This is a genomic window from Segetibacter sp., assembly GCF_025963695.1.
Classification (GTDB): Bacteria; Bacteroidota; Bacteroidia; order Chitinophagales; family Chitinophagaceae; genus Segetibacter.
Window position 1 is genome coordinate 1 of the sequence record NZ_JAOQAH010000078.1, and the last position, 17,075, is coordinate 17,075.

General features: G+C 41.7%; 8 protein-coding genes. 5 read left to right on the forward strand and 3 right to left on the reverse strand.

Annotation, left to right across the window (positions count from 1 at the left end):
- Positions 1 to 73 precede the first annotated feature (73 nt).
- Both JWR87_RS13225 and JWR87_RS13230 read left to right on the forward strand, forming a co-directional pair.
- Positions 74 to 7,384 (forward strand): LamG-like jellyroll fold domain-containing protein, encoded by a 7,311-nt coding sequence (locus tag JWR87_RS13225; RefSeq protein ID WP_297820833.1) that lies wholly within the window; start codon positions 74 to 76, stop codon positions 7,382 to 7,384.
- Positions 7,385 to 7,461: 77 nt separating this feature from the next.
- Positions 7,462 to 7,914 (forward strand): hypothetical protein, encoded by a 453-nt coding sequence (locus JWR87_RS13230; RefSeq protein ID WP_297820835.1) that lies wholly within the window; start codon positions 7,462 to 7,464, stop codon positions 7,912 to 7,914.
- Positions 7,915 to 8,448: 534 nt separating this feature from the next.
- On the opposite strand, the gene JWR87_RS13235 is transcribed toward JWR87_RS13230, so the two are convergent.
- Positions 8,449 to 9,630 (reverse strand): ATP-binding protein, encoded by a 1,182-nt coding sequence (locus JWR87_RS13235; protein ID WP_297820837.1) that lies wholly within the window; start codon positions 9,628 to 9,630, stop codon positions 8,449 to 8,451.
- 459 nt (positions 9,631 to 10,089) lie between these two features.
- Between JWR87_RS13235 and JWR87_RS13240 the strand changes: the two genes are divergently transcribed.
- Together JWR87_RS13240 and JWR87_RS13245 are read left to right on the forward strand one after the other, a co-directional pair.
- Positions 10,090 to 10,806: a Type 1 glutamine amidotransferase-like domain-containing protein gene (locus tag JWR87_RS13240; protein ID WP_297820839.1), complete on the forward strand. Its 717-nt coding sequence runs from the start codon at positions 10,090 to 10,092 to the stop codon at positions 10,804 to 10,806.
- Between the two features lie 297 nt (positions 10,807 to 11,103).
- Positions 11,104 to 12,231, forward strand: a complete 1,128-nt coding sequence (locus JWR87_RS13245; protein WP_297820841.1) for a PAS domain-containing sensor histidine kinase — start codon at positions 11,104 to 11,106, stop codon at positions 12,229 to 12,231.
- A 35-nt stretch (positions 12,232 to 12,266) separates the two neighbouring features.
- Here the strand turns inward: JWR87_RS13245 and JWR87_RS13250 are convergent, their stop codons facing one another.
- Entirely contained in the window at positions 12,267 to 14,054 is a 1,788-nt protein-coding gene (locus JWR87_RS13250) for an ABC transporter ATP-binding protein (protein WP_297820843.1), read from the reverse strand.
- Between the two features lie 605 nt (positions 14,055 to 14,659).
- Between JWR87_RS13250 and JWR87_RS13255 the strand changes: the two genes are divergently transcribed.
- A complete protein-coding gene (locus tag JWR87_RS13255) occupies positions 14,660 to 15,925 on the forward strand; it encodes a hypothetical protein (RefSeq protein WP_297820845.1) in 1,266 nt (421 codons plus the stop codon).
- 533 nt (positions 15,926 to 16,458) lie between these two features.
- On the opposite strand, the gene JWR87_RS13260 is transcribed toward JWR87_RS13255, so the two are convergent.
- Positions 16,459 to 17,064 (reverse strand): hypothetical protein, encoded by a 606-nt coding sequence (locus tag JWR87_RS13260; protein ID WP_297820847.1) that lies wholly within the window; start codon positions 17,062 to 17,064, stop codon positions 16,459 to 16,461.
- Positions 17,065 to 17,075: the final 11 nt, after the last annotated feature.

The following is a 17,075-nucleotide window of genomic DNA, read 5'->3' on the forward strand; positions in this document are numbered from 1 at the left end:
GGTGGTATACATCGGAAGAGGGCTTCCCACCCAATTGTTCAAAGGCTTTATCGACGAAATACGGGTGTACAATGTGGCCTTAAGTATTGAAGAGGCAACTAAGAATCAAACACGATTGTTTACCGGCGACGAAAACGGCCTTGCAGCCTACTGGCGTTTTGATGAAACAATCGCCAACCAGTTCTATGATCTTTCGTTTCATGGCGAGGACTACAACCGCAACGATGGCAAAATGAACAGCGCTGCTGTTTCCAGGTCAAACACCACCCCCACCGCCGACCAACTTTCTTTTAAATCCTATACTGATCTTTCAGGCAATTATTTTATTGCTGGCATACCCTATCTTGGCAATGGCACCACCTACACCATTGTTCCGTTAAAGGGTACGCACAAGTTTGATCCCATATCGGTAAACCGGCTACTCTCGCCCTCCTCCACTCAGTTTTCGGTTGATTTTAAAGACAAATCCTCGTTCCCGGTTTCAGGCTATGTTTATTATAAAAACACTACTGTACCCGTGCCAGGGGTTCAGTTTAAAATTGACGGGCAATACGCACAGAGGAGTAATGGTATTATCATAGAAACCGATGAGAACGGACTTTTCGATATATCTGTTCCGGTAGGTGTACATGAGGTAAAAACAGTTAAAGCCAACCATTTATTCGAGAATGATGGTAAAATTACTGACCGGGATGGAAACAATCGGAATTACCAGAATAGTGAAAGTGGTTTAAGCCTTACTGACATCACTACCATCAGGTTTATTGGCAGGGTTGCAGGCGGAGCAATCCAAAACAACTTACCCCTTGGCCATTCCGTATCGGTAAACAACCTCGGCAAAGATATCAGCATAAGAATGACTTTGCTGAACGACACTAAGTATGCATTAAATCTTGAGCCTGGAGCCCAAACCATAACAGTTAACCATTTGTTGCCTTCCAGCATAGCAGACTCATCCAAGATCCATAAAACGCGTGTTACTTATAATACCAATAGTATTGTTATAACGCCAGATCCTATAACGGGTGAATTTGTGGCTGATCTTATACCAGTCAAATTTATTGCCTCTGATGTAAATGTTACCGGTTGGGGCGATATACTGGAAGGTAAAACCGTACAGCTCGATTTCATTGATAAATTCTCAGCTGAGGGTTCGGTGCGCCGCTATACAGACTCCGCTTTGACTATCCGGAATACCTACGTTACCAAAACCTATTTTGACAGCCTCACTTTTAACGCTGCTTATAAGTTTATAAAACGTGTTACCCCTTCAGTGGAAATGGTACAGAAGAATGACAACAACGAGCCTTTACCTTATTTCGGCAACCTCCATTTCGAAACCGCTTCGCTTTTGGGTGTAAACGACAATATTGTGGTAGTTGATACGACTAAAGCTGCTAAAGCACAGTACAACTTTGGGAACCCTGTTTTTGTGCAAAATCAACTGTACAAATTTGGATTGAAGGCCTTTGAACAATACCCCTATTATGAGAGTGTAATAAACGGTATACCGCTTATTAAGCAAATTGGTGGCAAAAATGTGATGGATAACGTGGCAACCAGCGACGGTTTCGTTTCGGTTTTAAACAGCATTCGCAACGGTGCTGCTACGGCTGATACTTTTACACTTGACAACAAGGGCATGGCCGAGTATCAATTTACTGCGGGAGACCCGGGCCTTTCAACTGGTGGTATAAAAGACTTAGGAGTAAATATTCGCTTTGGAGAAGCAGTGAACGTTAGTTGGAACTGGTACAGCGAGCCTCAGTTAAGGGCTTTTGTTATGGGAGGAAAACTTACAGGTACCGACTTTGTAACAGCCGGACCTGACAAAGTACTTATGGTACTCCGTGATCCTCCGGGGTCTAAAAGTTTTTCCTATGTCGACAAAGGATCAACCCTGACCAATACCACTACTTACGGCGGTTCCTTCGACCAGGTTGGTGATGTTGACCTTACAAAAAAACTTGGAGCGGAGGTTGTAACCTGGACAGGAATTGGGGCGGGAGTAATTACTACCGTAAAAGCAACTACGAGCCTTACTTTAGGTTTACATCACGAAGAACATATTACCAGTACCAACGTAAGAGAATCAACCTCTACCCTTACCACACGCTTTCAAACCAGTGCCGAGCCATCGTTTGTTGGCCCGGAGGCTGACGTGTATGTGGGATACTCTACTAACATAGCCTATGGTAAAAGCAACAACATTACAATTGCAAAGAGAATTGAGGTGCTGGCTACTGACCTTGTACTCTTTCAACCTTCACCTACCAGTACTTATGTTGTCATTAGAAGGAGCGGCATCAATATTGGCGAGATATTCGGTACCCTGTTCGCCTTTCCGCAGCAGCATTTAGAGAAGGTCTTGATCCCGAACCTCATTGAGATCAGGAACAGTGCGCTCTTACCCGTTGGTACTTCACTCGCCGATGCCCAAGCGAAGGCAAACATTGAACAAAAGGCGATATATGTTTCTAAACTTCCAAATGGCCATGGCAACTTTGGCAAATCAAACACCGATACCATTGCCTTTGGACAAATTGCAAAAAGCGACCCGTTTGATAATGGCAAAAGTTACCAGATATTTTTCCCAACCTCTTCTAAGTATCGCACCGACACGATAATGATTCTAAATCAATATATATCAAACTGGCACAAGAGGATGGCTGATAACGAAAAGGCAAAAATAGAAGCTTCCCTTGTTCAAAACTATTCTTTTCATTCGGCAAGCCCTATAACCTATACGGCGTTGACAAGTATGAAACAAAGTAGTGACAACACCTTTCATTTTGTTATTTCTGGCAGCGTAAGCGATAATGTGACAGCAATTTTCCAGGGAAGTGGACTAATATTTAAATACAAGCAGACTATCGGCACGTCAATCAAAGGAGGGGTTAACAATAACAGTACAAACATTACAACATCCGGCTTCAATCTTGCATCAAGCAGCACAAACGATTATTTTAGCGTTGACCTAAGTAAAGCCCCCGATAACAGCCTCGTGTTTCATACCAAAGGAGGGGTAAGTGCCTGTCCTTATGTAGGTGCTACTATCTCCAAATATTACCAGCCTGGTACGGTTATCGACCAGCCTACCCAAAGAATAGAAGTTCCCGTTATAACAGTTGATAACCCCGTGGCAAATAATGTTCCATCAAGCCGCAAAGCCACCTACAAGATTACTCTGCGCAATGAATCTGAGGCTAAACTTCCGGCAGCGTTCTTAATAAAGTATACTGATAATAACGCAGTAAAGGGAGCAACTATCGCCGTAGATGGAACCAATATTGGAGGCGCGGGCCGTGTAGTGCTCCTACCCTATGGTGAAAGCATAACCAAAGTGCTTACGCTTACGAAGTCCGATGCAATGGATTACGACAATATTCAAATCTTGCTTACATCATCCTGCCAATACAATCCTATCGGTTACCAGGAAAATATTGCAGATACAGTACTCATCTCTGCGCACTTTATCCCTTCCTGTTCCGATGTCAGCATCAAATCACCCAAGGACAAATGGGTGCTTAATACAGAGTCGCCGGTAAACGGGCAGGCACGGCGCTTTTTACCCCTAGTGATTGACAACTTTGATGTAACTAATAGTTTATTTGATCATATCGGTTTGCAATTCAAGCCATCGTCGTCCAGTACCTGGATAACGGTAATGAGTTTTTATGCTGACCCGGCAAAGCTGAGTACAGCCCAGGGAGAGAAGCAACTCATTTCCAATGCGTCGGCTATCAATTACAATTTTGTACTGGATGATGGCTCATTTAACGACCAGAACTACGAGATACAGGCCGTGAGTTTTTGTAAAGTGGGTAGCGACTATGTTACTACCGAGTCGAACCTCATCAGTGGTATAAAAGATACCTATAACCCGCGCCTGTTTGGTACCCCACAACCTGGAGACGGTGTGCTGAATACTAATGAAGATGTGCGGCTAAACTTTAATGAGACCATTGCTGCAGGCTTGCTTACCAACAGCGATTTTCAGGTAACAGGTATACGCAACGGGGTAAAAGGTGACCATACGGTGAGTGTACGGCTTGATGGAATTAAGAATTACCTGGCGACAGAGTTTGAGAAAAGCTTTACGGGCAAGAACATAACATCAGAAATGTGGGTGCTTCCAACCGGGCAAGCTAATCAAACACTGTTTAGTCAGGGCGACCCAATAGAGTCGATGGAATTGGCATTAACAACAGACAACAAAATACAGATCACAATAGGTGCAACCATCATCAAAAGTCCGGCTTCATACGTTTACAACCCCGGCGAATGGGCGCATGTGGCCATGGTGTATAACGATAAGAGCCGAACCGTATCTGCCTTCTACAATTTTGTAGAAGTGATACATGCGGCACCGGTAAGCCCTTATACCGGGATTGGCCACATTGAGTATGGCCGCAGTATAAGCAAGCTCAACAGTTATTTCTCGGGCAAAATGCATGAGGCAAGAATTTGGAGCGATACCCTCAACTCCATCAAATTACAGGTGAATAGTTTGAGCATATTGTCGGGTGCAGAAAATGGACTGATTGCCTATTATCCCATGAGTGAAGGAAAGGGCCAGGTGGTGTTTGACAAAGCCCATGGTTCGCATGCTGCGTTAGATGGATTGTGGAGTACACCTGCAGGCAAAGGCATTAGCCTGATTGGCAACAACTATGTAAAACTCAACACCTCGTTTGCCCCTGTACTGGCGGCTATGGATTATACAATGGAGATGTGGTTTAAGGGCGATGCCGCACAAGCCAATACAACACTGGCAAGTAATGGTAAGGGAGACGGCGACGAATACGATGGATCGCTTAACCTCTTTAGCATAGGCTTTGAAGGGGGACTGCTTACCTATTGGAATAATGCCTTTAAAGCACAGGCTACCGGCAACTACCTGGATAATAACTGGCACCATGTAGCCATCGCGGTTAACCGCACATCAGGTAGTGCACAATTGCTTGTTGACGGGGTGTTGAACCAGTTTTTTGACGCCAGCAACCTTGGTGGAATTACGGCAGCTACCACCATCCTCGGTGCAAGAACATGGTACAGCAACGATGCGCCGGCGGTTCCCAAATACGACCGGTACTTCAAAGGGTATATTGACGAGTTCAGGTTATGGAATACTTACCTGAACCAAACCCTTGTATCAAGAAACAACAACGTGCGGTTAATGGGTAACGAGCTCGGGCTGATGGCCTACTATCCTTTTGATAATTACGAGTTATTCCAGGGCGTGCCCGGTTTATATTTCTCGTTAAAAGATGCCAAGGTGCAGGAAGTAGCCAACACATTTGTGCCCGATGCAATTGCCCCTGCTGCGGTAGCAAGCGACGAAGCTGCACCAATGAAAGATACCGGTCCGGCGGCTAACCTGAAGTTCGACTTTGTAGTGAACAATGATGCACTCATCATAAATGTGCAGGAGCCACCACAGGCCATCGACAAAACCGTGATCACGTTTAAATCGAAGAATGTACGCGACCTGAACGGCAACAAAATATTATCACCGGTTACATGGACAGCTTACATAGATAAGAACCAATTGAAATGGAGCGATCGGGAGATTAACCTGGTGAAGGACGTAAATACACCAATGAAATTTGAAAGCCACCTTGTAAATAGCGGTGGAACGGCACAACGTTTTATGCTCACCAACCTGCCTTCGTGGTTAAAAGCTTCAAGGGTAACGGGTACCGTTGAACCTCTGGGCGACCTTAAAATAGAGTTTACCATTAACGAAGGATTGAACATTGGCAGCTACGAAGAGATCATATTTATGCGCAACGACAATAATGAAACCGAAGCATTAAAACTGACTCTAACAGTAAAAGGCAAGAAGCCGGACTGGATTGTGAAGGCATCCGACTACCAGTACAACATGGGCGTGTACGGAAAAATACGCCTCAACAACATGTACTCTGTAAATAAAGAAGATATGCTGGCCGCCTTTACTGATGGAATATGTGTGGGAGTAGCCAACAATACCTACAATCCTTCCAACGACCTTTGGTATACTTTTCTAACCATCTACAGTAATGACGTTAGCAGCACAAACGTAGAGTTTAGGATATGGCAGGCAAGCACCGGAAAAACAATCAAGGCCACTCCGTCGCGGATTATTAATTTTTGGAACAACGGCATAGTTGGTACGCCGACCATCCCTGTTGTATTCGACGGCAGCGCATCGTTGTACCAGGATATGGTTGTGAATGAAAACTGGAATTGGATATCGTTTAACCTGCTGATCCCTGCTAATACATCGGTAACTACAACGCTGCAAAACGGCAGGTTCACCAATGACGATTTAATTAAGCATGACCTGATGGGCTTTAGCATCTATAATAACGATAAATGGGTAGGAAGTCTAAAGAGCCTGGACAACCTTTCGCTTTTTAAATTGAAAGCTACTTATGCGCAATCTTTAACCTTGAATGGCACTCCGGTAAATGTTGCCACCACGCCCATCCCGCTTAAAGGTGCACGCTGGAACTACATCAGCTACCTGCCGCAGGTAAACGCAACTTTGAAAGAAGCGTTGGCCGGGTATGTGCCTATGGATCAAGACGTAATTAAATCGCAAACAGGCTTTGCTATGTATGGTAAACAAAGTGGCTGGGTAGGAAGCCTGAGTATTCTTGAGCCGGGCAAAGGTTATATGCTGTACAGAAAAAGAGCGACTGATACCGCTTTTTACTATCCTGCTATCAACGGAAGCCTTTCAGGCGGAAGAATTATACCAGGAGCCATTATTCTAAATCATGAGCAGCGGCCAGTAGCCGGAAACTACAGTAGTTCCGACAACATGACCATTGCAGCAGTAGTGTCCCCTGACTTTGACTTTAAAAATGGGGACAGTATAATAGCTTATGTAAACGGAGAAGTGCGTGGAAAAGCGAAGCCTATTCTTAATCCCGCAATAAACAGGTACACCTATTTCTTTAACATAGGTGGAGAATCAAAACAATCAATTGTGTTTATGATAGATAGAGGCGGAAGCATTATAGCACAGTCCAGTAACATTGTTAGTTACAGCACTAACACCATTATTGGCACGTTGGCTAACCCTTTGGAATTAAATTTTGTAAAAGGGGCTGGCGCAATAACGGTATATCCAAATCCTTTTAATAGCACTACAAACATTAGTATCGATTTACGGAATTTAACAGTAACAGGTAACCACGAAATAGAATGGTCTGTAGTTGATGTAGCTGGGCGAATTATATTAGTCAGTCCTAGCCAGAAAGTTTTTGGAACGAGTTACAAAACTACCTGGAACGGCAGAAACGCTGATGGTACTCTTTCCAACAAAGGATTGTACTTTATCCATATATCAGTTGATGGCATTAAACATGTTTATAAAGTAATAAAACAATAGTTGGAATGTAAAATTTGGTTTACAGCAACAAGGTTTTACAATCTTTTGCTGTAAACCATTCTTAAAGTAGCTTTAATATGAAAAAGATTAAGTGGGCGCTTTGTATCTTCCTGGTGTTGTTAACGTTGGGTTGCGTAAAAAAGTCGGTGGATATTCCGGAAGAAGTAGCAACTAAATTTGCCGCACCAAAATGGAAAGCAGATGATTCTGGTAAATACCCTGCTACAATGACAGCAGTCGTTACATTACCTGTAGGGTTAACTGGCGCTGCAATGGAAAATGATGAACTCGCAGCCTTTGTAAAAGGTGAATGTCGTGGGCTGGGGGTAATAGTAAAGGTTAATAACCAACACCTTTACTTTGTTTTAATACAAGGCTTATCTGAAGAGGCAAACAAGATAACGTTCAAGTATTACAGCAATAAGACATCCTACATGCACGAATCTCAGCCTACATTAACTTTTTTGGTAGATGCCACTTATGGCTCTGCGGAAAATCCGAAAATATTAGAACTTACTCAATTAAAGTAAAAACAGGGGCTATATTTTATTCGCTTAAATTAGTTATGATAAAATCTTCACCTGCTTACATAGCTATTTTATTTAATCTCTTTCCATATTTGCCACGCCTCAATAAGATTAAAAAATGCTCCTGCTTAGTCTCAAAATAACAATGGTCTTTCTGCTTTCCAAATTTTTATAGAAGTTGTTGTTGAAAGCCCCATACTCCTTTGCATCTTCTGCTGTGTGAGCCGAATGAGGGTCTGCTGCAATTTGAAAGCAATTAAAATAATTCCCGCCATCTTATATTGTCTTCGTGGCAAATGGAAGTTAGTGGAACATTGGGAGGATGGTGAGCAAAGCAGTGCGAGGTTTTGTGTGAAGAAGAAATTAGACGATTTCTTGCCTGTGCATTATGAAGAGTCAGGTCAGGAATATTAGCATGGGCTGCACTCAAAGAATACCGGGGTCGGTGAGCCAGACACAGAGTATAAAGGAGACACCAGTAGGACGACCTAAGGGCACCGTACACCCATCAACTACATCTGCAGAATAGGCAATAGCTTATTCTACTACGGGGAGGAGAATTTTAAAGACAGTTCCTTCTCCAGGTTTACTTTCCGCCCAAACAAAGCCATGATGATTTTCGGCAACTTTTCGAACAATACTAAGACCTATGCCGGTACCTGAATAATTAGCGCCTTGTAACCTGGTAAATACCTTAAAGATGTCTTCTGCATATTCCTGGTTAAACCCGATGCCGTTATCTTTTAGCTGAATAAGATGATAGTGCCTGTCAGCCACTTCAATCGGCAGACTTTCCTTTGCTTCATAACCGGTTACCGCGGATGATGAAATTTCTATCATGGGAGCTACATCGGGCTTTGTATACTTTATTGAATTACTAATTAAGTTCTGAAATAACTGCTGAAACTGCCGCTTATCTCCAATAACTTTTGGCAGACTTTCAACGCTAAACTTTGCTCCTTTTTCTAATATGTCAAGCTCAAGATCTTCTAATACATCTTTTATTTCCAGGTTTAAATCAATTTCAAATGTTGCTCCTGCACCCTTACTAACATATGAATAGATGAGCAGGTCGTTCATTAGTGCTGACATGCGATCTGATGATCTTGTTATGCGATTAAATAGTTCCCGCTGCTGCTCATTTAGCTGTTGCCATAGCTCGCCCTTTAATCGACTTACAAAAATACTTATCTTTCTTAGTGGGGCTTGTAAGTCGTGAGATGAAGCATATGCAAACTCTTCAAGACTCGAATTTGCTCTAAGTAATTCACTATTGATGCTATCGAGTTTTATATTAATATCCCTGGTCTCTTCAACATTAATATTTAACTGTTCAAGATATTTTTTCCTGTCAGTTTGGTCCTGCGTAATTTTTATAAATCCTATATGATTTCCCGCTTCATCAAGAACCCGGGTTAAGGCTACAGATGCCCAGAATAATTCTCCGTTCTTTTTTCTCCGCCAGTTTTCAATTTCATATCTGCCTTTTTCTTTTGCCAGTTGTCTTTCATACACGTGCAAATTCTGTTCTTTCAAAAACTCAGGAAAAAGAATATCAAAGCTTTGCCCTACAGCTTCTTCAGCTGTATAACCTTTCATTAATTCACATCCATTATTCCAGGTTTGGATTATACCATTAGTATCCAACATAAAAATTGCAAATCCTTTAACCTCTGCTACTGCGTCAGGAAAATAGCAATCATAGGGCTTAAAACTCATTTCATAACCGTTTATATTATAGTAGTTTCATCAAATGTATAAGCAATATTTCGAAAACAGGTAATTGATGTAAACGTGCATAAGCGTATACGAGGACAGCTGTAAGAAAGATTTCGCGTGCAGTGTATCACTGCTTCTACAAAGCTGCTGGTGAACTTAGGCTCATTGGTTTAGCCCCCGTTACCTGGGAGAAAGGCAATTGTTTGTGCCTCCTGTAGTGTTCCTTGCAGCTACACGGTTGCACGATGTTAACGCCCATTTTAAAAGCAGGCTGTGGGTTACGTACAACCTTAGTTGTTACAGTACGTTCATATAAAATCTTTGATTATGCCTTACCCGAACAATGTTGACTCTTGTTCTGTTCTTAACCAGTGCCCAAAAGGTAGCTTTACATGCGGGCTTGTATAGGCTTCTACATTTACCCAACTCGTCGAATACAAACTATATTATAAATATTCAATGCAAACAAAGCCCCTATTTTTATTCGCAGACAGTCAGCTCCTTTTCATTAAAAATGACAGGCAGGAGTATTACCTGCAATCAGCGGTTAATAATATAACAAATCCCGATCCTTCATGTGCTTATATCGGCGCTTCAAATAATGATGAACCCGTATTTTACGAACTTTTCGCTGCAGCCATGCAAAACCTCGGACTTAGAAATTGCAAAAAGATCAGTTCGTCTTTTGATAAAGATGACCGTGAATTTTTAGACAAGGCCGATCTTATTCTCCTGGCTGGAGGAGATACTGAACTTGGGTTGAACATCATGAAGGAAAATGGGATAGATGGAATTTTACAAAGAAAATACGCTGAAGGTTGTATTTTAATTGGCGTTTCTGCAGGGGCTATTCAATTAGGATGGCAGTCGTTTAAAGCTACCGATGAAAGAATGAAAGCAACAGAGGCATTTAAATTTTTACCCTTTATTGTACTGGTGCATCAGGATAAAGATGAAGTTGTAAAAGTAGAATCACTCTTAAAAATTTCAGATACGATAAAAAGAGCTTACGAAATTCCTTGGGGTGCAGGATTAATTTTTCATCCCGACAACACTGTTGAAGCTATCAGAAAACCCATCAATGAATTTATTTTAAAAGAAGATACATTGGCGCATACTTTAATATTTCCCGGAAATTTCTGTGCCGCTGGCGACTCCTTCAACGCCTGTTTGTAGACCAAAACACGACGGCATAGCTGCTGAAGCAAGCAACAAGAGTAAAAGTGTGCGACGCAACGAAGTATAGCAGAAGTTCCGAAGCCCGGTACAAAAAGGGTAGTCATTAAACCAAGTTGTACACTTTACCCCACCCCAACCTTTGGTAAACGACACAAAGCGAATAAGGGTTTGTTTGACTTACATGATAAGTATAGGAGTGGGATTTTAAGGACTATAGCCAAAAGCAAGACAAATGTTTAATGTAGCAACACAATTATTTTACATTTAGGTGCCTGTATCCGTAATAATACAGGAGTGCGAACAATACAATTTACCTTTACACTACGAATGAACAACGCCCACAATCTTATTTCAATTACTAAACGCAACCCCTTCGAACTTTTTTTTGAACTATCGGCCGACTTGTTATGCATTGCAGGATTTGATGGATATTTTAAACAAATAAATCCTGCTGTTTCGAAACTATTGGGTTATACAAATGAAGAACTAATGTCGAGACCCATTAACGATTTTGTTCATAACGATGATAAAGGAATAACGGGTAAAGTTCGTTCTGAGCTTATTAAGGGCAATGCACTTTTCCATTTTGAAAATCGCTACGTAACAAAGTCGGGTGAAACGGTGTGGCTTGCGTGGACCTCGATGAATATAGACAGCGACAAAATGGTTTTTGCAATCGCTAAAAATATAACGCATAAAAAAAAACTTGAAGAAGATCGTAATATGCTTCTGGCAAATATGACCAGGGTTAATAAAGAGCTTAAGAAATTAACGTACACTACCTCACATGATCTTAGAGCGCCTGTAAACAATCTACTTTCCATTTTCGACCTATTAGATATTTCGAAAATTACAGACGAAGAATCGCTTGAATTAATACATATTCTAAAGGCTGCAAGTGAAAGTTTAAAGCATACCCTAAATGGTTATGTAGATATTTTAAGTGAAAAAGAAAGCATAAATGTACCCGTTGAGGAACTTGATTTAAAAGATGTGCTGGATATAGTGCTTGAATCCATCAGTTCCTTAATTAAAACTTCGAAAACTATAGTTAAAGTAAACTTTTCAGAACTGGCTAAAGTAAAGTTTAATAAAGCTTACCTGCATAGCATCTTCCTTAATTTACTTACTAATGCTATTAAATATGCCAAAACAGATTGTTCACCTGTTATTACCATTGTTTCAAAAAAAGTAAATGGGATCAGTCAGTTGACTATAGAGGATAATTGTGTAGGTTTTGATATGGAAAACGTAAAAGAGAAGGTTTTTGGATTGCATCAAAAGTTTCATGAACATTCTGATAGCAAGGGGATAGGACTTTATTTAGTATATAATCACATTACCAGTTTAGGCGGAACGATAGCTTTAGAAAGTAAAGTAAATGCCGGATCGAAATTTATAATCTCTTTCAAGGATTGTTGAAAAATATTTATTCATTAAAATAACATTGGTCCATTTTACTCAAGGGCTCCCTCATCGTCGTTATGTGGTTCAAATACCGGCTGCCTTCTTTCCCCGATCTGTTGACGCCACAAAGCGTAGTATAAACCTTTATTTTGCAACAATTCTTCGTGGCTGCCAATCTCTGAAACTTTGCCTTTCTCCAACACATAAATAACATCAGCATGCATAATGGTAGAAAGCCGGTGGGCAATTAAAATAGTTATTTGCCGGCGCGAGGCAGAAATACTGCGAATGGTATTGGTGATATCTTCTTCGGTAAGAGAGTCAAGAGCAGAAGTTGCCTCGTCAAAAATCAATAACCTTGGATTGCGTAATAGTGCCCTTGCAATAGAAAGGCGTTGCTTTTCTCCGCCGGACAATTTCATTCCACTTTCACCCAGCAAAGTGTTTATACCCCCCGATGAACGACTAAGCATTTGAGTGGCTGAAGCTTTCTCCAATGCGTTCACAATTTCCTCATCTGTTGCGTCTGGTTTCACAAAAAGCAGGTTGTCTTTTATAGTTCCTGCAAATAATTGCGTGTCTTGCGTTACAAAGCCAATTTGTCTGCGCAGTTGATTATACCGGATGTCTGTAGATAACTGGTTATTGAAATATATTGCCCCGCTTACAGGTCTGTATAACCCTACCAGGAGTTTTACCAGTGTCGATTTTCCTGAACCGGAAGGACCGACAAAGGCAATGGTCTCACCGGTTTTTACACCAAATGAAATATCATCAATAGCGTTATAGCCGGCTGTTTTGTGACGAAAAACAACATTTTTAAAATGGAGGTTATCGAGATCCCCTATTTCAACCGGTTTCTCGGGTCGTTGCTCAATTGGCTTTTTCATCAGCAAATCAAAGCTATTGATAGAAGCTTCCACTTCGCGGTACTGCAAGATGATATTACCAAGATCTTGTAACGGAACAAAAATGGTGGTAGAAATGAATTGCATACTGATGAGTTCGCCGGTAGTAAGTACGTCGCGAAAGATGAGCCAGAGCAAAATAAACAGTATGGATTGACGCAGCAGGTTTAAGACTGTTCCCTGCAGAAAGGACAGTGTTCTTACTTTTTTCACCTTCACCATTTCAAGATCGAAGATTTTTTGGGTTTGCAGTCGAAGCCGTCGTATTTCAGGAAAGGTAAGTCCAAGACTTTTTACAAGTTCGATATTCCTTAGGCTTTCTGTAATAACGCCCGACATTTTATTAGTCTCTCTGTTTATGGACCTTTGAACAGTTTTAATCTTTTTAGATAGCAACCCTGTAAGCGAACCAAGCACAAGAATGCCAATAACAAATACGGGAATTAAGAGCCAGTTTTTAGTAATGCTGTACCAGACTAAAAAGCCGATGCCCACTACAGAAGAAAATACAATGGTGATAAAAGAATTTACAAATTTCTCAGTATCAGTCTTCACTTTTTGTAAAATGGAAAGTGTTTCCCCACTTCTGTTTTCCTCAAATTCCTGGAACGATAAACGTAGTGTTTGACGAAGACCATCATTAAAAATTTGCATTCCGAATTTTGCAACAGCAAGGCGTGTTGTATACTCCTGGAACGCTTTCGCAATCCTGGCAACTGTTGCTACAGCTACAGCGATTCCTAACCATAATAACACACCCCTTACAAGTTCATTTTGTGGAAGGTGTTGGGGATTACTTGCATAATTATCGATAATTCTTCCGAAGATAATAGGGTCAATAAGACTGAGCAACTGAGCGACGCCGGCAAGTAGTAGCGAAAAGAAAACAAGTGTTCGGTGCGGTTGTAGGTATAGCCATAAAATTCGCATAATTAAAGGTAAGAACTACGAAGAGAGTTTTGGAACAGCCCTATTTCTATCTTTTTTAACTGAAATGAAAGTCTTAACGCCGGCACCCCTTCTATAAAGAATGAAGCGCAAAATGGCAGGTATCGAACGTTTATTAAGACGGCAAATACACTTTAAATTTGTGTTTTATGATAGGAGCACTCCAGGCCGGCTGTAGTCTCAAAAAGTGACTTAAATCTTAAATGATAGCGATACTGCGTACTGCGCAGTTGCATTACAACAGTACAAATGTGCGACGCAACAATAGTCTTATAGTAGCACTTCTGCTAAGTACATAAGAACCTCGTAAAACCGCAACAGCAACAAAAGTTAAAAAGCACCTTTAACCCCGAAAGCTTTCGGCGACGTTGCAAATGTACCTCACCTTAAAATACATACACGCGGAGCCCCGGCTCTCCACAGTGTTTGCATAAAGACTCGCAATGTCAGAGGGCCGGGGTCTGAACGTGGCCATTGTTTTGAATACAAAAACAATAGCAACAGGTAATCTAACAGAATTACCTGCTGGCTTAATCTGATAACACATTAGTGCAGCCGGCGGCAATTTCTAAAAAGACTTTCACTATATGAAAAAGCTATTCAAAGCGCCTTTATACGTTCTCTCCTTCTTAATTGTTACTATAGGCACAGTAAGTGTAGAGGCACAGGAGTTCAGGGGATTTTACGGCAGTAACCGTACGGCGAATTATTCGGGCAATGCTTCCCGGTACTATAAGCCCAACTATTCCAAACATTACCGAAATCGCGTTGCAAACAGTCCGTCTGTTTATTATGGAGGTAACCCGGCTATTAATGCTGCTGGCTTTTTCATTCAACCTTTTCAAGGTTTCTATCCTTCTACCTACCCACCTGCCAGTATCATTATAAATATTTTACCTGCAGGCACCACGCCTGGCCACGGCATGTACAACTACTATAATGGCTCAAACCGTTACGGGAACAATTGGCGCGACCAGCAGCTAAACGAAGGTCAGGGATATAATAACTATAACCCGCTACCATACGGCAGCCGCACTGTAAAAATAAATGGCGACTGGTTTTACGAAATTGATGGAAACTATTACAGGGCCGATAATACCCGCAACCGGAGCAATAGAAACACTGGTTCGGGCCGGTACGAGGTGAACCGTTACAATACCAGAGGCAGCTATGACAACGATGACAGGGTCGTTTATGTTACTGACCGCAACAGCAGGGGTAACGCAACGTATAGGTCAGATAAGAAACAAGCTGCCAAAGGGGTATATGTAGATAATAGTTACGAAGGCGAGAGTCCTGAGTATTCCGATACAAGACAAGTGGACAAAGCACTACTCCTATCGGCGAAGGAGCAGCAGGCCCTTAAGGCGGAAAACGAGCACCTGAGGGAAGCGGCACAGCAGAGACTGGCAAATGAAAAGAAAGTGATGGACGCGGAAAGGAAAAGACAAATGCAGCAAAGCGAGCGGGCAAAAGAGGAACTGAAGGATACGAGAAAACGTAGTCTAAAAGAGATAGAATCGCGAAGGGAAAGACAGAACCGCCAAACCACACTGGCACAAGAGGAACTAAATGATGTTAAAAAACGGAGCGTAAGAGAGATAGAGGCTGAGAGGAAAAGACAGATCAAAGAAAACAGGCAGGCAGCACAGGAACTGAATAATATCCGCAAACAGAATGCGCAGCAGATAGAACAGGCGAGGCGTGATAAAAAAGCCCTGGAAGACAAAAGGGCAAGAGCGCAACAGGAAGCAGATAGAGAATACGAAAAGCAACAGGTGGAAGCAGCGAGAAACAATGCAACTACCAATGAATTATACAGTAATTTAAAGATCGGCGACCGGGTAAATTAGATCCCGGAAAACTCAAGAGAAATTAAAATAGATGGAAAGAAAACATATGTATCGCCCCAAAACGTTTATTACAGAAAACAACAGGGAAAGTACAGAGTTGTGGGAATGCGCTAAGAGAAAACGTAGCAGAGTAATAGCAAGATAACCTCAACTATAAAGGGCTCTGCCTGTTTCAGCCATTAATTCAATGCAAAATCACAGTTATTGCTTATTCATCTTTTGCAGATCTACCACAGGGCGCGGTACCCCTTAGCATCTTAATAGCTTGATCATTTAGCAGGCAAAAAACAAGAGTGCCCTTTTTTAGATAGCCTCTTTGTATAGACAATTGACCTTTAATACACATAACGCAATTCTCTCTCCTTATGAGGTTTCACCCCCTCGTTTCAAGTCCTTTTAAAAGAGAGCCTGTAGGGTTACCGACATCAGAGCTTCAGGCAGCATCGTTGCGTCGCACTCTTGTACAACAATGTTCGCTGCAGCTTCAGTTCAGCTATCCAAAACAGATCTTAACGCTTTTCGGTTAAAAAGGCTTACAGGTGCAGCATAAGACCAGCATAAGGATTTAGCACTGTTCTATTAAAATCCTTGCCGTAGAGGAAGTTGCAGTTAACCGATATGGAAATGAGGCTGAGCTTAAAGTTTAAACCTACTGTTGAGGAATTGTATTTAAGAGACCTTTCATTTAGTTTAATATTGGTTCCGGATAGTAAGTTTTGGCTGGTAAAGTTTTGCTGACCAATACCTGTACTAACCCTTAATACATCTAAAATCAACAATCCGCCCTCAATTTGAAAAGCATTATTGGTATTGTCCTGGCTTGTAGCGGTGGTTATGTATCCCTGATCTCTTAACATCTGGCTTACTGTACCTGCTTTGTTGAAACCGAGGTTACCAAAACCGCCAAGAATAGAACGACGCCCCGCATTATCGTGGCCTATAACAAATCCTAACATTCCATTGGCCGACCAGTTTAAACGATCGTTTGTAAAACTGCCAATATTCTGGTCACCGGGCCCATAGTAATAATTAGCTGAAGCACCGAGCCCAACTGCCAAAACACTACCATCATAATCCTGTGCTTTTACTGATACCACACCAGCGCACATTACCACAACTAGTACCATGTACTTTTTCATATTTTTCGCTT

What these genes read in the sequence shown, in the direction of transcription:
- JWR87_RS13230 (WP_297820835.1), top strand. Translation starts at nt 7,462, where the DNA reads ATGAAAAAGATTAAGTGGGCGCTTTGTATCTTCCTGGTGTTGTTAACG.
- JWR87_RS13235 (WP_297820837.1), bottom strand. Translation starts at nt 9,630, where the DNA reads ATGAGTTTTAAGCCCTATGATTGCTATTTTCCTGACGCAGTAGCAGAG.
- JWR87_RS13240 (WP_297820839.1), top strand. Translation starts at nt 10,090, where the DNA reads ATGCAAACAAAGCCCCTATTTTTATTCGCAGACAGTCAGCTCCTTTTC.
- JWR87_RS13250 (WP_297820843.1), bottom strand. Translation starts at nt 14,054, where the DNA reads ATGCGAATTTTATGGCTATACCTACAACCGCACCGAACACTTGTTTTC.
- JWR87_RS13255 (WP_297820845.1), top strand. Translation starts at nt 14,660, where the DNA reads ATGAAAAAGCTATTCAAAGCGCCTTTATACGTTCTCTCCTTCTTAATT.
- JWR87_RS13260 (WP_297820847.1), bottom strand. Translation starts at nt 17,064, where the DNA reads ATGAAAAAGTACATGGTACTAGTTGTGGTAATGTGCGCTGGTGTGGTA.